An 18,331-nucleotide genomic window follows, 5' to 3' on the forward strand; every position below is an offset into this window, starting at 1 on the left:
TGAAAGCCGCAACTGCGGCTTTCTTTATCTAGTTTGTTTTTGTTATGAAATATTGTATTAATTTCCTTCTTCTTTTTATACCATTTGTGCTTTTTGCACAATCACCCAAAATTATTCAAAAACCGATTACCTGGGATAAGGACCGTATTCAACTTTCATTGGAGTACCTCAAAAATCGGCACGGTCTATCGCAGTCGACTCCGGTTATCCATCCCAAAATGGTGGTAGTGCATTGGACCGCGAATAACAGCGTGAAAGCGACCTTTAATACATTTAATCCTGCGCGGCTTCCGGGGCGTCCGGAACTGACCAAGGCCAGTGCCTTGAATGTATCTTCGCAATTTGTCATCGATCGTGACGGTACGATTTATCAGTTTTTACCAGATTCTATTTTTGCACGGCATACCATAGGTCTCAATTATTGTGCAATAGGGATAGAAAATATAGGTAGTCGCCAGAACCCACTGACTGATGCACAATTGAAAGCGAACGAAGAGCTTATCCGTTACCTCAGTAAAAAATATCCCATCGAATTTGTTTTAGGTCACCATGAGTACCAACGTTTTAAGAAAACAAGCTGGTGGAAAGAAACTGATCCCAATTACATCACGGGTAAAGATGATCCGGGAGATAAATTTATGCATGAGCTAAGAAAGCATCTTGTCGATCTGAAATTGAACCCCCTGCCTTAAATCATGCCTAATCGAAGAATTTCGTTCTGCAGGTAAATTGCGTTTTCCTACAGGAATAAGTAATAAGTGTGCAATTGGTGATCGTTTTGTAATATATTTTGCTGGTTTGCTGTATTTTGCTGCATTGTTAATAAAATGTTAATTGTATTTGATTTGTTACGTGAGCGTGTGCTCTGCACACTTACTTATTTTTCTTTTTAATCGTCTGATTTATTGTAATCGACTGTATTTCAGTTTATTGTAATGTATTTTTGCTTTTAGTCTCGACTAATATATTGCGGTTTAATTCCTGTTACAGAAGTAATTTGTAAGTGAATACTTACTTTCTTTTGCGTTTTTATGTTGCTTTAAGTTTTAAAAACGAAAAGTTCTACTTACTTTTATTCTGATTTTCAATTATTCGTGCATAAAACTGCAATTTGTGTATGATCTAAGAGTCTATTTATGATGAAAAATGCCTTATTAAAGCTATCCTTTTTAATTTCTGTTGTTGCTTGGGTTTCCTGTGGGAATTCGTTGAAGTCTACGCAAGCGAGCAAAACCGCAGTAAACAGCATGACCGGCCGGGTAACGAGCCAAGTTGTTATTCCGGGTGCAGATCAACTTACGCTGTATTTACCACAACTAAAAGGTAAGAAAGTGGGAATAATGGGAAATCAAACTTCCATTGTAGGGGCTGATAAAAAACATCTTGTCGATGTCTTGATCGATAATAAGGTTGATTTGAAGTTTGCCTTTGCGCCTGAACATGGTTTCCGCGGGAACGTTGAACGTGGTGAGAAGTTTGGGAATGATGTTGATCAAAAGACTGGTTTGCCGCTGTTTACATTATATGGAGGTAATAAGAAACAAGATTCTATCGTCAATTCAATTGATGTGATGATCTTCGACCTGCAGGACGTTGGGGCGCGCTTTTATACATACATCACTTCTTTGCACCGTGTAATGGAATTATGTGCAAAGCATAATAAAAAATTAATTGTACTGGATCGTCCAAATCCGAATGGCGATCAGGTGGATGGACCTGTAAGGCATGATGATAAGTTTAAATCAGATGTTTCCTGGCATAAAATAGCCATGATCCATGGTTTAACAATCGGCGAGCTGGCGCAGATGATCAATGGAGAGCGGTGGCTTGAGAATGGCCGCCAGGCTGATGTAACGATTGTACAGGTCAAAAATTGGAATCATAACAGTAGGTATGAGCTGCCGGTCATCCCATCGCCAAGTCTGCCAAATTATCTTTCTGTTCGGTTGTACCTTTCATTATGTCTTTTTGAAGGTACGGATATTTCGGTAGGTCGGGGTACGGATTGGCCGTTCCAGGTATTAGGTTATACAAATCCGGTCTATGGCTCCTTTACTTTTACACCGGGCGAACGTCACGGTATGTCCAAACATGTGGAGGGCAAAGGAACAGTCAATTATGGTGTTGATTTGCGCGGTCTGGATGCTGATCATCAAAAATTTACCTTAAAATATCTGTTGGACTTTTATCAAAAGACACCTGATAAATCCACTTTCTTCGCGCGGCCTGAATTTTTTGATAAGCTTGCGGGGACAGATCAATTACGTAAGCAAATCCTTGCCGGACAATCTGAAGCTCAGATTCGTGCTTCTTGGTCCGATGACCTGAAAGCCTATAAGCAAATGCGTAAAAAGTATCTGCTTTATACTGATTTCGAATAGCAATAACTAACAATATTAACTAGAATCATTTATTTTAAAACTCTATAATCAATGCGAAAATTTGTACTATTTTCTGTTGCTCTTGGATTGAGTTTTCCTTCTGAATCCTATTCTTTTGCAAAAAAAGAAGGTGCTTTGAATCGCGACAATTTAACAAGCGCCTTTCTGAGTTCTTCTGCAAAAAATGCGTTTCAAAATACGGTGCAAGGTACTGTAAAGGATGGAAAAGGTCCAGTCTCTGGGGTAAGCGTGTCTGTGATTGGCGGTACTGCGTCAACTAAGACTGATGCTCAGGGGCATTTTAAAATTACAGCTGCCGTGGGGAGCAAGTTGCGTTTTTCGTCTGTAGGATACGTGATGAAGGAGGTTGCCATTACTTCAGCTACGCTTGATGTAACATTAGCGGACGATAATCAAGCGTTGGACGAAGTGGTCGTTGTCGGTTACGGTACCCAGAAAAAAGGTAACCTAACTGGTGCGGTTTCATCGATCAATGTGAAGGAGAATCTACAGAGTCGTCCGATCGCCGATGTCGGCCGGGCAATTCAAGGGACGACGCCAGGATTTAGTGTTACTGTACCGAGTGGTGAGGTTGGATCTGATCCTACCATGCGTATTCGTGGTGCAATATCTTCCATTCAAGGGAATAGTAGTCCATTGATCTTGGTGGATAATGTGGAAATCCCGAGTATCCAATATGTAAATCCGGATGATGTTGAGTCGATCACCGTATTAAAAGATGCTGCCTCTTCGTCCATCTATGGTGCGAAAGCTGCTTTTGGTGTCGTATTGATTAAGACGAAAACAGGTGGAAGTGCGGAAAAGGTTACCGTAAATTATTCTAATAACTTCTCATTCCAAAATCCATATAAAAAGTTGGAAATGGGACGTGTTAATGCCTTGAAATATACCATTGACGCATTAGAAAGAGTTGGCGGAACCGAAACTGGTGCTTTCTATAAAGTAAATAGAGAAAGTTATGAACGCGCAGTGGAGTGGGATAAAAAATATGGATCTTCAATCGGGAAAGATGATCCAACGGTATATGGCAGAGACTGGTATGTAGATCCGGGGTCGCCGACGAAAAAGTACGGTGTTAGAACGTATGATCCATATGATTATATGGTGCGCGAGTGGGCTCCCACACAAACACATAACTTGTCTTTAAATGGTACCATTAAGAAGACACAATATACAGCTTCATTTGGTTCGTTAAACCAAAGCGGTATGTTAAAGGCCGGCGATTCGGATAAGTTTAAACGGTATAATGCTGCATTAAGACTAAATACCGAACTGAATAAATATGTGACTATTAGGGGTGGAGCGATGTTTGCACAACGGAACAAGATCTATCCTTATGCGACAAACTCAACAACGGCCGATCCATGGTTGTACATGTATCGCTGGAGTTCCCTTTATCCAATGGGCTATGACGAAAATAACAACCCAATAAGGAGTCCATGGAGTGAAAATGAGGCGGCAAACCAAGCTTCCATGCTTCGCAATTATATTAATTTAAGCGCTGGTGCTACAGTTAATATAATGAAGAATTGGAAAGTAGATGTAGACTATACATTTACCAATGAGGATTATAGCTGGCGTAAAAACGGGACGAGATATACAGCAGCCAATTCTTGGGTAGCAGCTAAACAACGGTTTGATGCACAAGGAAATCCAGTTTATGTCAATAAAGAAGGAGCTGTTGTCAATAAGGGAGATGCTGATGCAACTTTAGCTTATGATCTTTCCAATGATATGTATACAGCGAATGGTTCTGCGCAAGATCATATCTATATGCGTTCACAAAATGAACATAAGCATACTGTCAATGCATTTACAACGTATGAGCTCGACTTGAATGATGATCATAACTTTAAATTTATCCTTGGTTTAAATAGAGTAACAAACGATGGTTCTTACCATTGGACACAGCGTGCTGATTTATTGGATATCACAAATCCTCAGTTTGATTTGGCTGTGGGCCAAATTACGGGTAGCGGTGGTGAGTATTGGGAATCACAATTAGGGTATTTTGGCCGTGTGAACTATGCGTATAAGAATAAGTATCTATTTGAAGGTAATATCCGTTATGATGGTTCCTCCAAGTTTCCAACAGATTTGAAATGGCGATGGTTTCCATCCTTTTCAGCAGGCTGGGTAGTTTCAGAAGAAAAATTCATGGACTGGTCAAGGGCTACATTAAATCAGTTGAAGTTTAGAGGTTCATGGGGTGTTATCGGAAATCAAACGGTACCTTCTGATCTTTATGTTTCAAACATGGATGCGGGTCAGATTAATTACATCGTCAATGGCGCATTGTTGAATTCTGTGGGTACGCCAAAACTGAATTGGCCAAACGTTACGTGGGAAGATCTGGAAACCCTGGATTTCGGTGCGGATGCCAGATTCTTCAAGAATAAATTAGGTTTGACGTTTGACTGGTATCAGAAGAAGACCAAAAATATGTTTGCTCCTTTGGAAGGAACAACACTGACCTTGGGTTCTGCGGCGCCTTGGGGTAACTTCGGTACCTTGACGACCAAAGGCTTCGAATTGGCCATCGATTTTAATCACCGATTTGAGAATGGATTGGGTATTAATTTTAGGGCTAATTTGGATGACTCTAAATCTGTTTTTAGTGGCTATACGTCATTACGCACTACCGGTGTGAATTATAATGGTCGGGTATATGGTGATATTTGGGGGTATGAGACAGACCGTCTGTACCAATACAATGATTTTGTATTGGATGGAAATAACAATCCGCAGTTGGTAAAACCAAATGCAGATATGACCAAATATTATGGAAGTACAGATAACGTCTATCTCTTGAAAGAGGGGCCGAATGGTGAAAAGCCTGTCTATCAGCCACGATTCCAAAATTCAACTAATTTCTATTTTGGTCCTGGGGATGTTAAATTCAAAGATTTGAATGGTGACGGCGAGATCGATAATGGTGACGGTACGATCGATAATCCTGGCGATATGAAGATCATTGGTAATTCGACGCCTCGTTATCAGTATGGCTTTAGATTTGGTGCTGATTGGAAAGGCTTCGATGTTTCAGCATTTTTCCAAGGTGTGGGACAACGTAAAGTTTGGGGAGCAGGATTCTTGGCGATTCCAGGATTTAACACTTCAGATGGAGCGATGCCTGCAAGCTTTGTAAACGATTACTGGACGAAAGATAATCAAGGAGCATTCTATCCGGCTGCATTCAACAACGGCGGTAGTGCGAATGTCAATAATATGCAAGTTCAGTCCCGCTATCTGTTGGATATGTCGTATTTGAGAATTAAGAACCTAACTGTGGGGTATACAATTCCTCAGCATATCGTGCAACGAGCTAAGATAAATAACTTACGTGTTTATGTTTCGTTGGAGAATTTCTTCACTTGGGATAAGCTTCGTGGCTTACCGATTGATCCGGAAGAGGTGGAAGGCTTCTCGATTTTTAATGAAACGAATTACAACGGTGGACGTACAGGTGTTGGAACACCAACATTTAAGAGTGCCTCATTTGGTGTTCAGTTAAACTTTTAAACGAATTTGACAGATGAAATTAAATAGAATAAAAATTGGATCTATCATGCTTTCCGCCATGTTATTGGGGGTGGGCTGTAGTAAGGATGTGCTGGATAGGCCTGATCAAACTAAAGTAATCGATGAAAACTTTTGGAGAAATGAAGCTGATGTTCGTTTGTATGCAAATGATTTTTATTTAAATTATTTTGTTGGCTATAATACTTTTTATGGTACGGCCTATGCTCCCTTAGTGGGATATAACTATGCAGATGACTTTACTTCTGAAGGAACGCAAGGTGGCTTTGAGTCAGTTGTTCCGACGAGTAGAGGTGCGAGTACGGTGACACCTGATATGTTGACGACCTACTCAGGGCCGACCTGGAATTTTTACTGGGTTAGAAAGGCTAATGTGATGTTGACCAGGATTGAAACAAAGGCCAAGTCAAAATTGTCAGAGGCTGAGTATAAGCACTGGACTGCAGTAGCTCGTTTTTTTAGAGGCTACGAATATAGTAGGTTAGTTTCTGTGTTTGGTGATGTGCCTTATTTTGATGTTGAAGTTGATCCGATGGATCAGGCTACAATGTATAAGGAACGTACCAAGCGCGGGGAGGTTATGGATAAAGTCTATACAGATTTTGAGTATGTGCTTGATAATATGCGTGCTGATGACGGAAAAGGTTATGTAAATAAATATGCAGCAGCGGCACTTATTTCTAACCTCATGTTGTTTGAAGGTTCCTGGGAAAAATACCATGGCTTGGATCAAGATCGTGCGAAAAAGTATCTCGCGCTTGCGGTTAAAGCGTCCGAAGTTGTCATGAATAGTGGAAAGTGGTCTTTTGGAAGTGATTTTAAAAGCCTGTTCGCATCTGAAGATCTTTCAAGCAATCCAGAGGTAATTTTCTTCAGAACTTATAATGATGCCTTGAAAGTAACGCACGCCGTAGGTTCTTACAGTAATGGTACTGAAGGGCAGAAGGGCGTTAACTTGGATTTGTTGAAATCTTTTATCTGTAACGATGGAAAGGTTTGGCAAAACTCAGCGCTCACAAATGCTTCGGACTTTTCGATGAAATCTTTGGCGAGAACGAGAGACCCACGGTTTGAAGCTTCGTTGATGGATACCGTTAATACAGCTTCATCAACATTTGCTTACGGTCATAAATTTGCTGCTAGAGAAGCCTTGACGTATATTGGAAAAACTTATCCAGCAAAATGGAGTAGTAATACAAATACAAATGATGCTCCGATTGTGCGTCTTGGTGAGGTTGTGTTGAATTGGATTGAGGCAAGGCAGATTCTTGCGGAGTTTTTTGGTGGAGCAGCTGTTACCCAAGGTGATTTGGATAAATCAATCAATGCGGTACGGAATAGGCCGCTAGACGCAGATGCCATAGCTAAAGGGGTAAAGAAAACGGCACCTTTGACATTAAATTCCCTGCCGAACGATCCAAGCCGCGATGCGGATATATCGCCGTTGATGTGGGAAATCAGACGCGAACGAAGAATGGAATTTGTATATGAGTATGCGCGATTGAATGATATCCGTCGCTGGAAAAAATTGGATTATATGAACTTTTCGCGCAATGTCGATTATTCACTAGGTCCCTGGGTAAATATCAAAAAGGATCTTCCAAATCGTTTGACAAAAGCTTACGAAGGTGTTTTGAAAGTCCGTGACGCAGCAGGAAATACAATCACGTACAATGGTAAAAACGCCGATGCTATGGTGGGATATTACGTTGTTCCGAAATTTGCGAACAGGGTAAGTTTTACCGATCGGTCGTACTTGGCTCCTGTTGGACTGAATCAGATTCAACAATATGCAAATTTGGGCTATATCTTAACACAGACGCCAGGCTGGCAATAGATAGCATTGTATTAAAAGGCCTTTCTGAATTTCAGAAAGGCTTTTTAATACATAATGAATTTTGATTTACATGAAGATGCATAAAAATGCAATATCATTTTTGTTTTATGCATAAAAACGCTATTTTTAAGAAAACATTACGCATGAGGTTTCCAATTATCACCTTTTTTATTGCATTATCCTGCGTTTTTAACGTTGCGATAGCACAGCAGTCCTTCAAATTTGCCCACGTAACAGACACGCATGTCGGTGGTGCAACAGGTGAGGAGGATTTGCGACGTACTGTAAAGGACCTGAATACATTGAAAGATATTGATTTTGTTATAGTCTCCGGAGATATCACCGAGTTTGGTGCTGATCATGAGTTAAAGCTTGCGAAGCGAATCTTAGATAGTTTGCAGCTGCCTTGGTATGTGATTCCGGGAAATCACGATGGTAATTGGTCAGAAAATGGAGCCAACACGTTTCGCACCGTTTTTGGTGGCGAAACCTTTTTCTTTAAGCATAAAGGCTACGCATTCATTGGAACCAATTCAGGCCCCAATATGCGCATGAGTCCTGGTCAAATTCCTCGGGAAAACCTGGTTTGGATGGATTCCATTTTTGCAGCGAATCCGGATAAACAGCTACCATTGATCTATATTAATCATTATCCACAGGATTCATCGTTAAATAACTGGTTTGACGCACTGAAAAGAGTTAAAACGCGGAATGTCCAGTTGGCGCTTTGTGGGCATGGTCATGCCAATAAATTATACGATTGGGAAGGAATTCCGGGGGTGATGGGACGGTCTAATCTGCGTGCGAATAAAGCGGTTGGGGGTTATAATATCGTGACCATCGCCGATGGCAAAGCCAGTTATCAGGAACGTAATCCCGGTGTAGGAATGCAGGAGAAACCTTGGGTTGTTGTTCCAATGTTCGACCATCATTATGAAAATGAAACGATAAGCTACCCGAGACCAAGTTATGCTGTGAACGCAAAATATGCGGACCAGGTTAAAGTTAATTGGACGTTTGAAGACGCCAGCGATATCGGGGCGGGACTAGCCGTTTACAAAAATAGCGTGATTACATCAAATACCGCGGGCGATATCTTTGCGCTTGACTTAAAAACTGGCAAAAAGCTATGGGCATACCGTACCGGCGGTAAAGTTTATTCTACGCCTGCTGTGTGGAAAGGGATTGTCGTGGCGGGATCATCGGATCATGCAATTTATGCGGTAGATGCCGGTAATGGCAAGTTGTTGTGGAAGGTGGAGACTGAGAAGGCGGTTTTGGGTTCACCCTTGCTACATGATGGCGTGGCTTTTATCGGTGGCTCGGATGGTAAGTTTAGAGCGCTGGACATCAAGACGGGAGCTGTAAAGTGGAGTTTTGACCAGGTCAAAGGATTTGTATCGACGCTGCCAACGTATTATTTGGGGAATGTAATTTTTGGTTCCTGGAGCAATGGATTCTATGCTTTGGATGCCAAAACGGGTAAGCTTTCGTGGGAGTGGAATAATGGACAGGCCAATCGGATGTTTTCTGCTGCGGCATGCAATCCGGTGGGGGTAAACAATCGTGTTTTTGTAGTTGCACCGGATCGTTTTATGACAGCACTGGATGCGAAGAACGGTGCGGTCATCTGGCGGGAAAAGAAAGATACCATTCGGGTGCGCGAGTCTATGGGGTTGGCTGCAGATGATAAATTGGTTTATGTGAAGACGATGGATGGGGATCTTTTAGGTATTTCGGTTGCTGGTGATCGTATGGATGTTGCCTGGAAATCCAAACTTAAATTGCCCTACGAATTGACACCTTCTGCAATTACATCCAATGGCAAGTTTGTCTTTGTGCCGAGTCATTCGGGTTTGCTATCTGGAGTTGACGCAAAAACAGGCGCGGTAGTATGGCAATATAAAATATCCAATGGAATGGTTAATCCCGTTGCACTAAATGGGAGAAATACCGTGATAGCGAGTACGATGGATGGCAAAATAGTTTCATTACAGTTTTAAGCAATCGATTGAAATGATCTTTTTGAAAATAAATGCCTTGATATGATAAAAAAATGTCTAAACTTCTTAAATTTACGTCAAGCTTTTTTGCTTGTTTTTGCATGTTTTGTTTGTAACTTTGCGAAAGCACAGCAAAATGCTTGGATTAGAATAAACCAATTGGGCTATACTCCAGCGGGCAAGAAGGTCGCGGTATGGGGTGGGAAATCAATCAGGCAGCTTCGTTCTTTTGAAATTAAAAACGCACAAACGGGTAAAACAGTCTATGTACATCCTGTTGGAAAAGATTATGGGGCTTATGGTCCTTTTGTTCAGAGCTTTCGTTTTGATTTCTCTTCCATGCAGGATACTGGACGCTTTTTTGTTCAGGCCGGAGATGTGAAGTCTCCAACATTCCGAATCGCTCGGGACGTTTATAAAGGAGCGGCAGATTTTGCACTGCGTTATATGCGGCAACAACGGACATTGTTCAACCCTTTTCTGAACGATAGCTGCCATACACACGATGGCTTTGCGCTGTATGCAGGAAAGGTTGGCATTCCCGATAGCTCCCGTATCGATGCGGGTGGCGGTTGGCATGATGCTTCTGATTATTTGCAATATGCGACAACGTCAGCAAATGCAACATTTCATCTGTTAGCGGCTTACCGCGATTTTCCAAAGGTGTTTGGTGATCTAAAGCAAGCAAATGGTCTTGATGGAAAAAATGGCCGGGCCGATGTGCTCGATGAGGCAAAATGGGGCTTGGATTGGCTGTTGAAAATGCATCCCAAGGCCAACCAAATGTACAATCAGATTGGTGATGACCGGGATCATGCCAGCATGCGGATGCCAAAGGAAGATCCTTACTATGGTCGTGGATTTGAGAGACCGGTGTATTTTATCGATGGCGAGCCACAGCAGCGTGGCAAGTTTATGAACAATACAACCGGGACAAGCTCTACTGCTGGTAAATTTAGTAGTGCTTTTCGACTGGGGGCGATGTTGTTTGACAAAGAGGATCGGAAATATGCAACGCTGCTTTCGAAGAAATCGGAAACAGCCTATGCTTATGCCAATATAAAACCAGGCGTGACACAGACAGTTTCTGTGAAATCGCCCTATATTTATGCCGAAGATAATTGGGTAGACGATATGCAGTTGGCCGCTGCAATGGGTTTTTCGATGACAAAAAAAGAAAAGTTTGCACGAGAAGCCTTACGCTTCGCCCGGCAAGAAAAGATTACACCGTGGATGGTTAGCGATACTGCTGCACATTATCAGTGGTATCCTTTTATCAATCTTGGGCATTATGAGTTGGCAAAAGGATTAAAAGGACAAGATCGCGAGGAGATTGTTTCGTATTATAAACAGGGGATTGAGCAAGTCAATCGGAGAGCTGAGAAAAACGCTTTTTTTCGGGGAGTTCCCTTTATTTGGTGTAGCAACAACTTAACGGTATCCTTTGCGATCCAATGTCTCTGGTATAAAGAATTGACGGGAGATGCACATTTTGATGAGCTAGCCCAAGCTAATTTTGACTGGTTATTCGGGGCGAACCCTTGGGGCACGAGTATGGTATATGGTCTTCCGGCTGGAGGCGATACACCTGTCGATCCGCATTCGGCGTTTACCTTTCTTGGAAAGCATCCGATCGACGGCGGATTGGTTGATGGGCCCATTATGGCATCCACGTACCGCAATCTGATTGGTATCAAGTTGAATAATCCGGATAGCTATGCGGAGTTTCAAAGTGATCTGGCGGTCTATCATGACGACTACGGAGATTATAGTACGAATGAGCCGACAATGGATGGTACCGCTTCGTTGATTTATCTGTTGGCTTCAAAGGAGGGTAAGGCCATGGAGGAGCCTACCGGAAAAAAGTAACACGGGATGTTTTTGGAGCTATTGTCCGGGGCGACTCGACAAAACGGCAGGTGGCCCTGGTGTTTACCGGTCATGATTTATCTGAGGGTACTGCTGAGGTATTAGCAAGTCTAAAGCATAATGGCGTTAAAGGCTCTTTTTTCCTGACAGGTGATTATCTCAGAACTCCAGGTTTTAAGCCGTATGTCCGTCAGATGTTAAGCGATGGCCATTGGATTTCGGGGCATTCCGATAAACATATTCTGATGAGTGACTGGGGGAGTAGGGATGTGCTTTTGGTCAAACGTGACTCTTTTGTCGCTGATCTAAAAGCAAACCTGAAAGCACTGGAAGGCGCGGGTGTCAAAAGAGAGCAGCTGTCTTATTATATTCCTTCTTATGAATGGTATAATAGTGAAACAGTCGACTGGGCAAAGGCAGTTGGTCTAAATTCGGTTAATTATACACCAGGAATACGGACTGCGGCTGATTATACCTATCCTGAAATGGGGGGGCGTTATTTATCGTCGACAGCGATTCTCGACAATCTCTGGTCTTACGAAGCTCGATATGGGCTCAATGGATTTTTGATATTGATTCATATGGGAACTGATGGTCGGCGGAAAGATAAGCTGTATCATCATTTGGATGATATCATTAGCATATTAAAGGGGAAAGGGTATCAACTTGTGGATGTACCCGATTTATTGAAATAAAGAAATACAATATATACTAATAATGGTAAATACAACGGAGAAAGATTCGAATTATCAGGATTTGGACAAGATGTCTGTGCATGAGTTATTGACAAATATCAATAATGAGGATAAATCTGTGCCACTTGCTGTAGAGCAGGCTATCCCTCAGATTGAAGCATTAGTCAAAGTCACTGTGGAGAAAATGAAGGCTGGTGGTCGAACTTTTTATATCGGCGCTGGTACAAGTGGCCGTTTGGGCGTGCTGGATGCGTCTGAATTACCTCCGACATACGGCGTTCCATTTGAATGGATCATTGGGTTGATTGCTGGTGGTGATACTGCAATTAGAAAAGCAGTTGAATTTGCAGAAGATGATCTGGAGCAAGCCTGGAAAGATATGGAAGCGTATGATATTGATGAAAACGATGTTGTTATCGGCATTGCGGCTTCTGGAACCACACCTTATGTTATCGGCGGATTGAAAACGGCAAACGAGAAAGGGCTTGTGACGGGCTGTATTGTCTGTAACGGAGGGTCCCCGATTGCGGAAATAGCGCAGTATCCGGTTGAAGTTATTGTTGGGCCAGAATTTGTTACCGGGTCTACGCGAATGAAATCGGGTACAGCACAGAAACTTGTGTTAAATATGTTCAGTACCGCAGTGATGATCCAATTGGGTAGGGTAAAGGGGAACAAGATGGTCGATATGCAATTGTCAAACCATAAGCTGGTCGGTCGTGGTGTACGTATCATTATGGATCAGACCGGGGCGCTTGAAGAAGAAGCTGCGGCTTTGCTTGAGCAATTTGGTAATGTAAGACAGGCAATCGAAGCTTATCAGGATACCCATTGAGCATAACCTATTAAAATCACCTATTTAAAAACAAACTATGTCACCAGTAATATTATTATCTTTTATAATAATCTATTTTGCAGTTCTGCTTGCTGTAGCTCACTTCACCTCGAAGGGAGCTTCCGATAACTCGACTTTTTTTGTCGCAAACCGGAACTCTAAATGGTATATGGTCGCCTTTGGGATGATCGGTACCGCGCTCTCCGGCGTAACTTTTATCTCGGTTCCCGGCGCAGTCGGTGCGTCTGAATTTAGCTATTTTCAATTTGTTCTTGGGAACGCCGTTGGTTTTGTCATTATTGCCTATGTATTGCTTCCGCTCTATTATAGAATGAACTTGACTTCCATTTATACGTATTTGGAAGAACGTTTTGGGCACACCACGTACAAGACCGGTGCTGCTATTTTTTTGGTTTCCCGTACGATCGGTTCGGCGTTTCGTCTTTATCTGGTCGCAATCGTATTGCAGCATTTTATTTTTGATGCCTGGAATGTGCCTTTCGCGATTACGGTCGTTATATGTTTGGTGTTAATCTGGATGTATACAAACAAGGGTGGCTTAAAGACGATTATTGTGACAGATACCCTACAGACTACCTTTTTAGTGACCGCAGTAATTCTCTCTATCTATTTTATGGCCAAAGGATTAGATTTTGGTATCGTCGATACTTTCGAGGCTGTAAAAGAAAGTAGTTATTCCAAGATCTTTTTCTGGGATGATTTTGTCGGCAGTAAAGCAAATTTTTGGAAACAATTCTTGGGAGGAATTTTTGTGACCATTGCGATGACTGGGCTTGATCAGGATCTAATGCAAAAGAACTTATCGATGGGGACCATTAAAGAAGCCCAAAAGAACATGATCACTTTTACAAGTGTTTTTGTGGTCATTAATATTTTCTTTTTAGCTGTCGGTGCTTTGCTGTATATCTATGCGGCTAAAAACGGAATTGATGTGACTCAATTAGCAACACGCGATTATTTGTACCCAGAAATTGCATTAAACCACTTGGCTATTGTTCCTGCAATCATCTTTATGATGGGGTTAACGGCTGCTACTTTTGCAACGACAGATAGTGCGCTAACGGCATTGACAACATCTTTCTGTGTGGACTTTCTAAATTTCAATAAAAAAGAAAATCCCAATGATCCAGCGCTGATCAAGCAGCGTAATTATGTGCATTTTGGTTTTTCCATTGTGATGCTGTTGGTTATTCTGGTCTTTAAGCTGATCAATGATGACTCGGTCGTCAATGCAATCTTTACTGCGGCGAGTTATACCTATGGACCTTTATTGGGTTTATTCGTTTTCGGAATATTCACAAAATATGCCGTGCGGGATAACGCTGTACCTTATATCTGTGTACTTTCGCCTACCGTCTTATTTTTGCTTAAAACCTATGTTATTGAAGTGTATACACCTTATGTTGTCGGATTGGATTTGATCATTATTAATGGTTTTATCACGTTTGTGATGCTTTTGATCAGTTCTCCAGGTAAAGCAAGTGAAAAAGCATTGTCCCATAATTAATGCACTTCGGCTATAAAAAATTTCTCCATTAGTGAGAAGATGTAAATACAAGTATTGATTTTGATTTGTACGTACAGAAAAATTAAGTTAAGTTTGATATACTTAGTTTTTCTGTACGTATGTATCATAGCATAAATGAGACTACGGAGTTTATCCGTAGAAAAATTGGAGATTTTACTCCAGAGTTCGGTATCATCCTAGGTACTGGTTTAGGTAAGTTGGTGGATGAAATTGAAGTCGAGTATCAGCTGATGTATTCCAATATACCAAATTTCCCCATTTCGACTGTTGAATTTCATTCTGGTAAGCTCATTTTTGGAAAATTGAGTGGCCGCAATGTGGTTGCTATGCAGGGGAGGTTGCATTATTATGAAGGTTACGATATGCAACAAATTACCTTTCCGATCCGTATCATGAAAGTTTTGGGGGTACAAAAATTGTTTGTTTCCAACGCTGCGGGCTCCCTGAATCCTGATGTGAAAAAAGGTGACCTTGGAATTATTGAAGATCATATCAATTTGTTGCCGGATAATCCGCTACGCGGACAGAATTTGGCCGAGTTTGGTCCACGATTTCCGGATATGAGCGAGCCTTATAACCGAAAGATGATTGGACAGGCTCTTGAAATTGCAGCCAAACATGCTATTGCTGCGCGAAAAGTTGTTTATGTTTCTTCCGCAGGTCCAAATTTGGAAACAAAAGCGGAATATCGTTATATGCGCCTGATCGGTGGGGATGTGGTCGGTATGAGTACCGTTCCAGAAGTGATTGTTGCTAATCATATGGCACTGCCGGTATTTGCGATTTCTGTTGTTACGGATGAAGGCTTTCACGAGGAGCTTAAACCCGTATCATTACAGGAAATTGTTAATGTTGCGGAGAAAGCGGAACCTAAAATGACATTAATTTTGAAAGAATTAATAGCTTTGCAATAAATTACCTCTTCATGTATCTCTGTTGAAGGAGAAGGTTGTTGGATTTGTGTGCGGTGAAGGGTAATTGGTTCATTGAGGTGAATTTAGCTTTTTTGGTTTTTATATAATTTTAGATGAAGTTGATCGTACGCATACTTGCCGCATGGTGTGTTTTATTTATTTATTCCGTGGATGTCATTGCGCAGAGCAAAGAGGATTGGAGTAGCGCATTGGATTCGGCCAGAGCCAAAGAGGACGGGAAGAAAGATTCTGTCATCCTTTCTGCGAAGTATATCCGATATGCCACACTGGATATGTTAAAAAAAGGAACTTATACACGGCAGATCGATACATCACATCATAATTATCAATATTATAATCCGCAGAATTTACCTTGGAATCCCAGTGTGAACCTTGGGGCTTATGGCCTTGCCACACGGGATCTATTGTTCCAGCCTAAAAAGACCATTGGCTTTCAGTCTGGTTTTACAGCGTTGGAACGTTATTTATTGAACCCCGATTCGGTCCAATATTTTAGGGCCTGGGCGAGGTACTCCGAATTGTCCGCGGTAGGATTCTTTTTTAATGACCAGGTTTTTAGGGCTCGGGTGGCGCAGAATATCAATTCCCAATGGAATATGAATGTCGATTTCCATTCTACTAAAACGGATGGATTTTACCTTGGACAGAATTATTCGGATTTAAAGGCTTCAGTTGCTTCTTGGTATGAATCGAAAAATAACCGGTATAATTTGTTGATCAATGGCGTATTTAATCGTTTGGATGCCATGGAGAATGGCTCTATTACAGAAGATCTTCCATTTGCGCCTGGAAATAGACAGTCTCCTGATCGATTTATACCGAAATTCTATGATGCCGGTAACACAAGGGTACCTCGATCTAAGTGGTGGGATAATTCATTCTTCCTGAGACAGTCACTTTATTTGGGACGATTGGATACGATCGATAAAGGCAAGCCGACCATGCAGATCCATCCGACCAATAGTATGGCGCATAATACGCGTATCCGAAGGCAGACATACAGCTTCTTCAAGAACATGGATGACCAAAATGCAGCATTACCATACAATAATAGAGCATTGGCGCTAAACAATGATAAGACGTTGATCACGAATGTTTCCAATGAATTTGAATATAACTTTTTTCTTAGAGGGAAGTCGGTCTTTAAGAACGAGGCAAAGTTGAATTTGGCTTTTCAGCACGACATGAACTGGGTGGAGCAGAATCAGTTGGACTCCATGCGGTATTACAATAATACATCAGCCTATCCACAGCCGCTGAAGAAACTGCCGGATAGCACAACATTTGATCGTTTTTATCAGAACGGAATTGTGAAAGGTGAATTAGGGTATAAGTTTTCAGATCGTCTTGATTTTAGTTTAAAAGCGAATCAAATCGTATTTGGCCACAACTTTGGAGATTTCTTGTATGAAGCTAAAGCGGATATCTCGATGGGGGATAAAATCGGAAAGATGACGTTGTCAGCTTATTCACAGAACAAATCTCCGGAGATGGTTTTCGAGAATTTAAATTATACCTACGGAAAATGGAATGATTTAGATCTTAAAAAGACGAAAATTCAGAATCTGGGTTTTCAATATGCCAATCCGATGCTTGGTTTCCATGGTAAGGTGGAGTATTTTTTGATGAACAATTATACCTATTTCGAAGAGTTGTCCAATCTACAGAACGATCCTAAGAAGGATAAATGGATTGTTCCGATACAATTGGATAAAGCTAATCTGTTGAAGGTAACCGTTGGCCAAAAGTTTAAATTAAACCATTTTACGTTTGATAATCTCGTGGTCTATCAAAAGACAGATCAACAGGATGCATTGGCAGTTCCCGAGTTGTATACCTGGCATAGTTTGTATTACAGTAACCTGTTTTACAAAGTTATTGATTATAGTATCGGTCTGGACGCAAAGTTCAATACACCTTATGCCAATCCGAATTATTCAATTGGGACGGGACAGTTTTACAATGCTTACAAACAGATTGAGTTTTCGACATATCCAATCATGGATCTATGGATTACAGCGAATATACAACGGGTGAATATGTTTTTGAGTTATAATTTTTTAAATCAGAACTTCTATCCGCATGGTTACTATACGGTCAGACGTTATCCGATGAATAGTGCTAATTTTAGATTTGGTATTTCTTGGAAGTTCTATGATTAAAAATTATTTCGGTGTTTCTTAGCTTGTTGTGATATTAAAGGCATAAAATCTTATAAAATAATTTTGAGAATAGAATTTTTAAGCTATATTTGCACACGCAATTAGGGAACGGCGTTCTTTAAAAAAGTATGGAGGCTTAGCTCAGCTGGTTCAGAGCATCTGCCTTACAAGCAGAGGGTCACAGGTTCGAATCCTGTAGCCTCCACCATACAAAGTCGGAGAATTAGCTCAGCTGGTTCAGAGCATCTGCCTTACAAGCAGAGGGTCACTGGTTCGAATCCAGTATTCTCCACCAATCCAAAACGGAGGCTTAGCTCAGCTGGTTCAGAGCATCTGCCTTACAAGCAGAGGGTCACAGGTTCGAATCCTGTAGCCTCCACAAAAGCATCATCAATTGGTGCTTTTTTTTCGTTAGGGGGTTTAGCTCAGCTGGTTTAGAGCACTACCTCGACAAGGTAGGGGTCACTGGTTCGAACCCAGTAATCCCCACGATAAAAAAAGCGT

11 protein-coding genes and 4 tRNA genes are annotated in these 18,331 nt (G+C 41.5%); all 15 read left to right on the forward strand.

Features of this window, described 5'->3' with window-relative positions; all coding sequences use genetic code 11:
- Window positions 1–44: 44 nt before the first annotated feature.
- Window positions 45–692, forward strand: coding sequence for an N-acetylmuramoyl-L-alanine amidase (locus tag B4Z90_RS17580; protein ID WP_286802846.1), 648 nt, complete (start codon window positions 45–47; stop codon window positions 690–692).
- 444 nt (window positions 693–1,136) lie between these two features.
- Window positions 1,137–2,381 (forward strand): exo-beta-N-acetylmuramidase NamZ family protein, encoded by a 1,245-nt coding sequence (locus B4Z90_RS17585; RefSeq protein WP_286710253.1) that lies wholly within the window; start codon window positions 1,137–1,139, stop codon window positions 2,379–2,381.
- Window positions 2,382–2,432: 51 nt separating this feature from the next.
- A complete protein-coding gene (locus B4Z90_RS17590; RefSeq protein ID WP_286802847.1) occupies window positions 2,433–5,924 on the forward strand; it encodes a SusC/RagA family TonB-linked outer membrane protein in 3,492 nt (1,163 codons plus the stop codon).
- A gap of 13 nt (window positions 5,925–5,937) precedes the next feature.
- Complete coding sequence (locus B4Z90_RS17595) at window positions 5,938–7,779, forward strand: RagB/SusD family nutrient uptake outer membrane protein (protein WP_286802848.1); 1,842 nt, start codon at window positions 5,938–5,940, stop codon at window positions 7,777–7,779.
- Window positions 7,780–7,922: 143 nt separating this feature from the next.
- Window positions 7,923–9,782: a PQQ-binding-like beta-propeller repeat protein gene (locus tag B4Z90_RS17600; protein WP_286802849.1), complete on the forward strand. Its 1,860-nt coding sequence runs from the start codon at window positions 7,923–7,925 to the stop codon at window positions 9,780–9,782.
- Between the two features lie 42 nt (window positions 9,783–9,824).
- On the forward strand, window positions 9,825–11,651 hold the full coding sequence (locus B4Z90_RS17605; RefSeq protein WP_236586153.1) for a glycoside hydrolase family 9 protein: 1,827 nt from the start codon (window positions 9,825–9,827) through the stop codon (window positions 11,649–11,651).
- 50 nt (window positions 11,652–11,701) lie between these two features.
- Window positions 11,702–12,346: a polysaccharide deacetylase family protein gene (locus B4Z90_RS17610; RefSeq protein ID WP_236560312.1), complete on the forward strand. Its 645-nt coding sequence runs from the start codon at window positions 11,702–11,704 to the stop codon at window positions 12,344–12,346.
- Between the two features lie 22 nt (window positions 12,347–12,368).
- On the forward strand, window positions 12,369–13,181 hold the full coding sequence (murQ, locus tag B4Z90_RS17615; RefSeq protein ID WP_046672659.1) for an N-acetylmuramic acid 6-phosphate etherase: 813 nt from the start codon (window positions 12,369–12,371) through the stop codon (window positions 13,179–13,181).
- 37 nt (window positions 13,182–13,218) lie between these two features.
- A complete protein-coding gene (locus B4Z90_RS17620) occupies window positions 13,219–14,709 on the forward strand; it encodes a sodium:solute symporter (RefSeq protein WP_286774837.1) in 1,491 nt (496 codons plus the stop codon).
- A gap of 119 nt (window positions 14,710–14,828) precedes the next feature.
- Entirely contained in the window at window positions 14,829–15,644 is an 816-nt protein-coding gene (locus B4Z90_RS17625) for a purine-nucleoside phosphorylase (RefSeq protein WP_286710248.1), read from the forward strand.
- A gap of 113 nt (window positions 15,645–15,757) precedes the next feature.
- The gene (locus B4Z90_RS17630; RefSeq protein WP_286802850.1) at window positions 15,758–17,827 is read left to right on the forward strand and encodes a putative porin; all 2,070 of its coding nucleotides are present in this window, start codon (window positions 15,758–15,760) and stop codon (window positions 17,825–17,827) included.
- Window positions 17,828–17,957: 130 nt separating this feature from the next.
- A tRNA-Val gene (locus tag B4Z90_RS17635) sits at window positions 17,958–18,035 on the forward strand.
- 9 nt (window positions 18,036–18,044) lie between these two features.
- Window positions 18,045–18,122 (forward strand) — tRNA-Val (locus tag B4Z90_RS17640).
- Between the two features lie 9 nt (window positions 18,123–18,131).
- A tRNA-Val gene (locus tag B4Z90_RS17645) sits at window positions 18,132–18,206 on the forward strand.
- 35 nt (window positions 18,207–18,241) lie between these two features.
- A tRNA-Val gene (locus tag B4Z90_RS17650) sits at window positions 18,242–18,316 on the forward strand.
- Window positions 18,317–18,331: the final 15 nt, after the last annotated feature.

It is taken from the genome of Sphingobacterium sp. UBA5639, assembly GCF_002421245.1.
Taxonomy (GTDB): Bacteria; Bacteroidota; Bacteroidia; order Sphingobacteriales; family Sphingobacteriaceae; genus Sphingobacterium; species Sphingobacterium multivorum.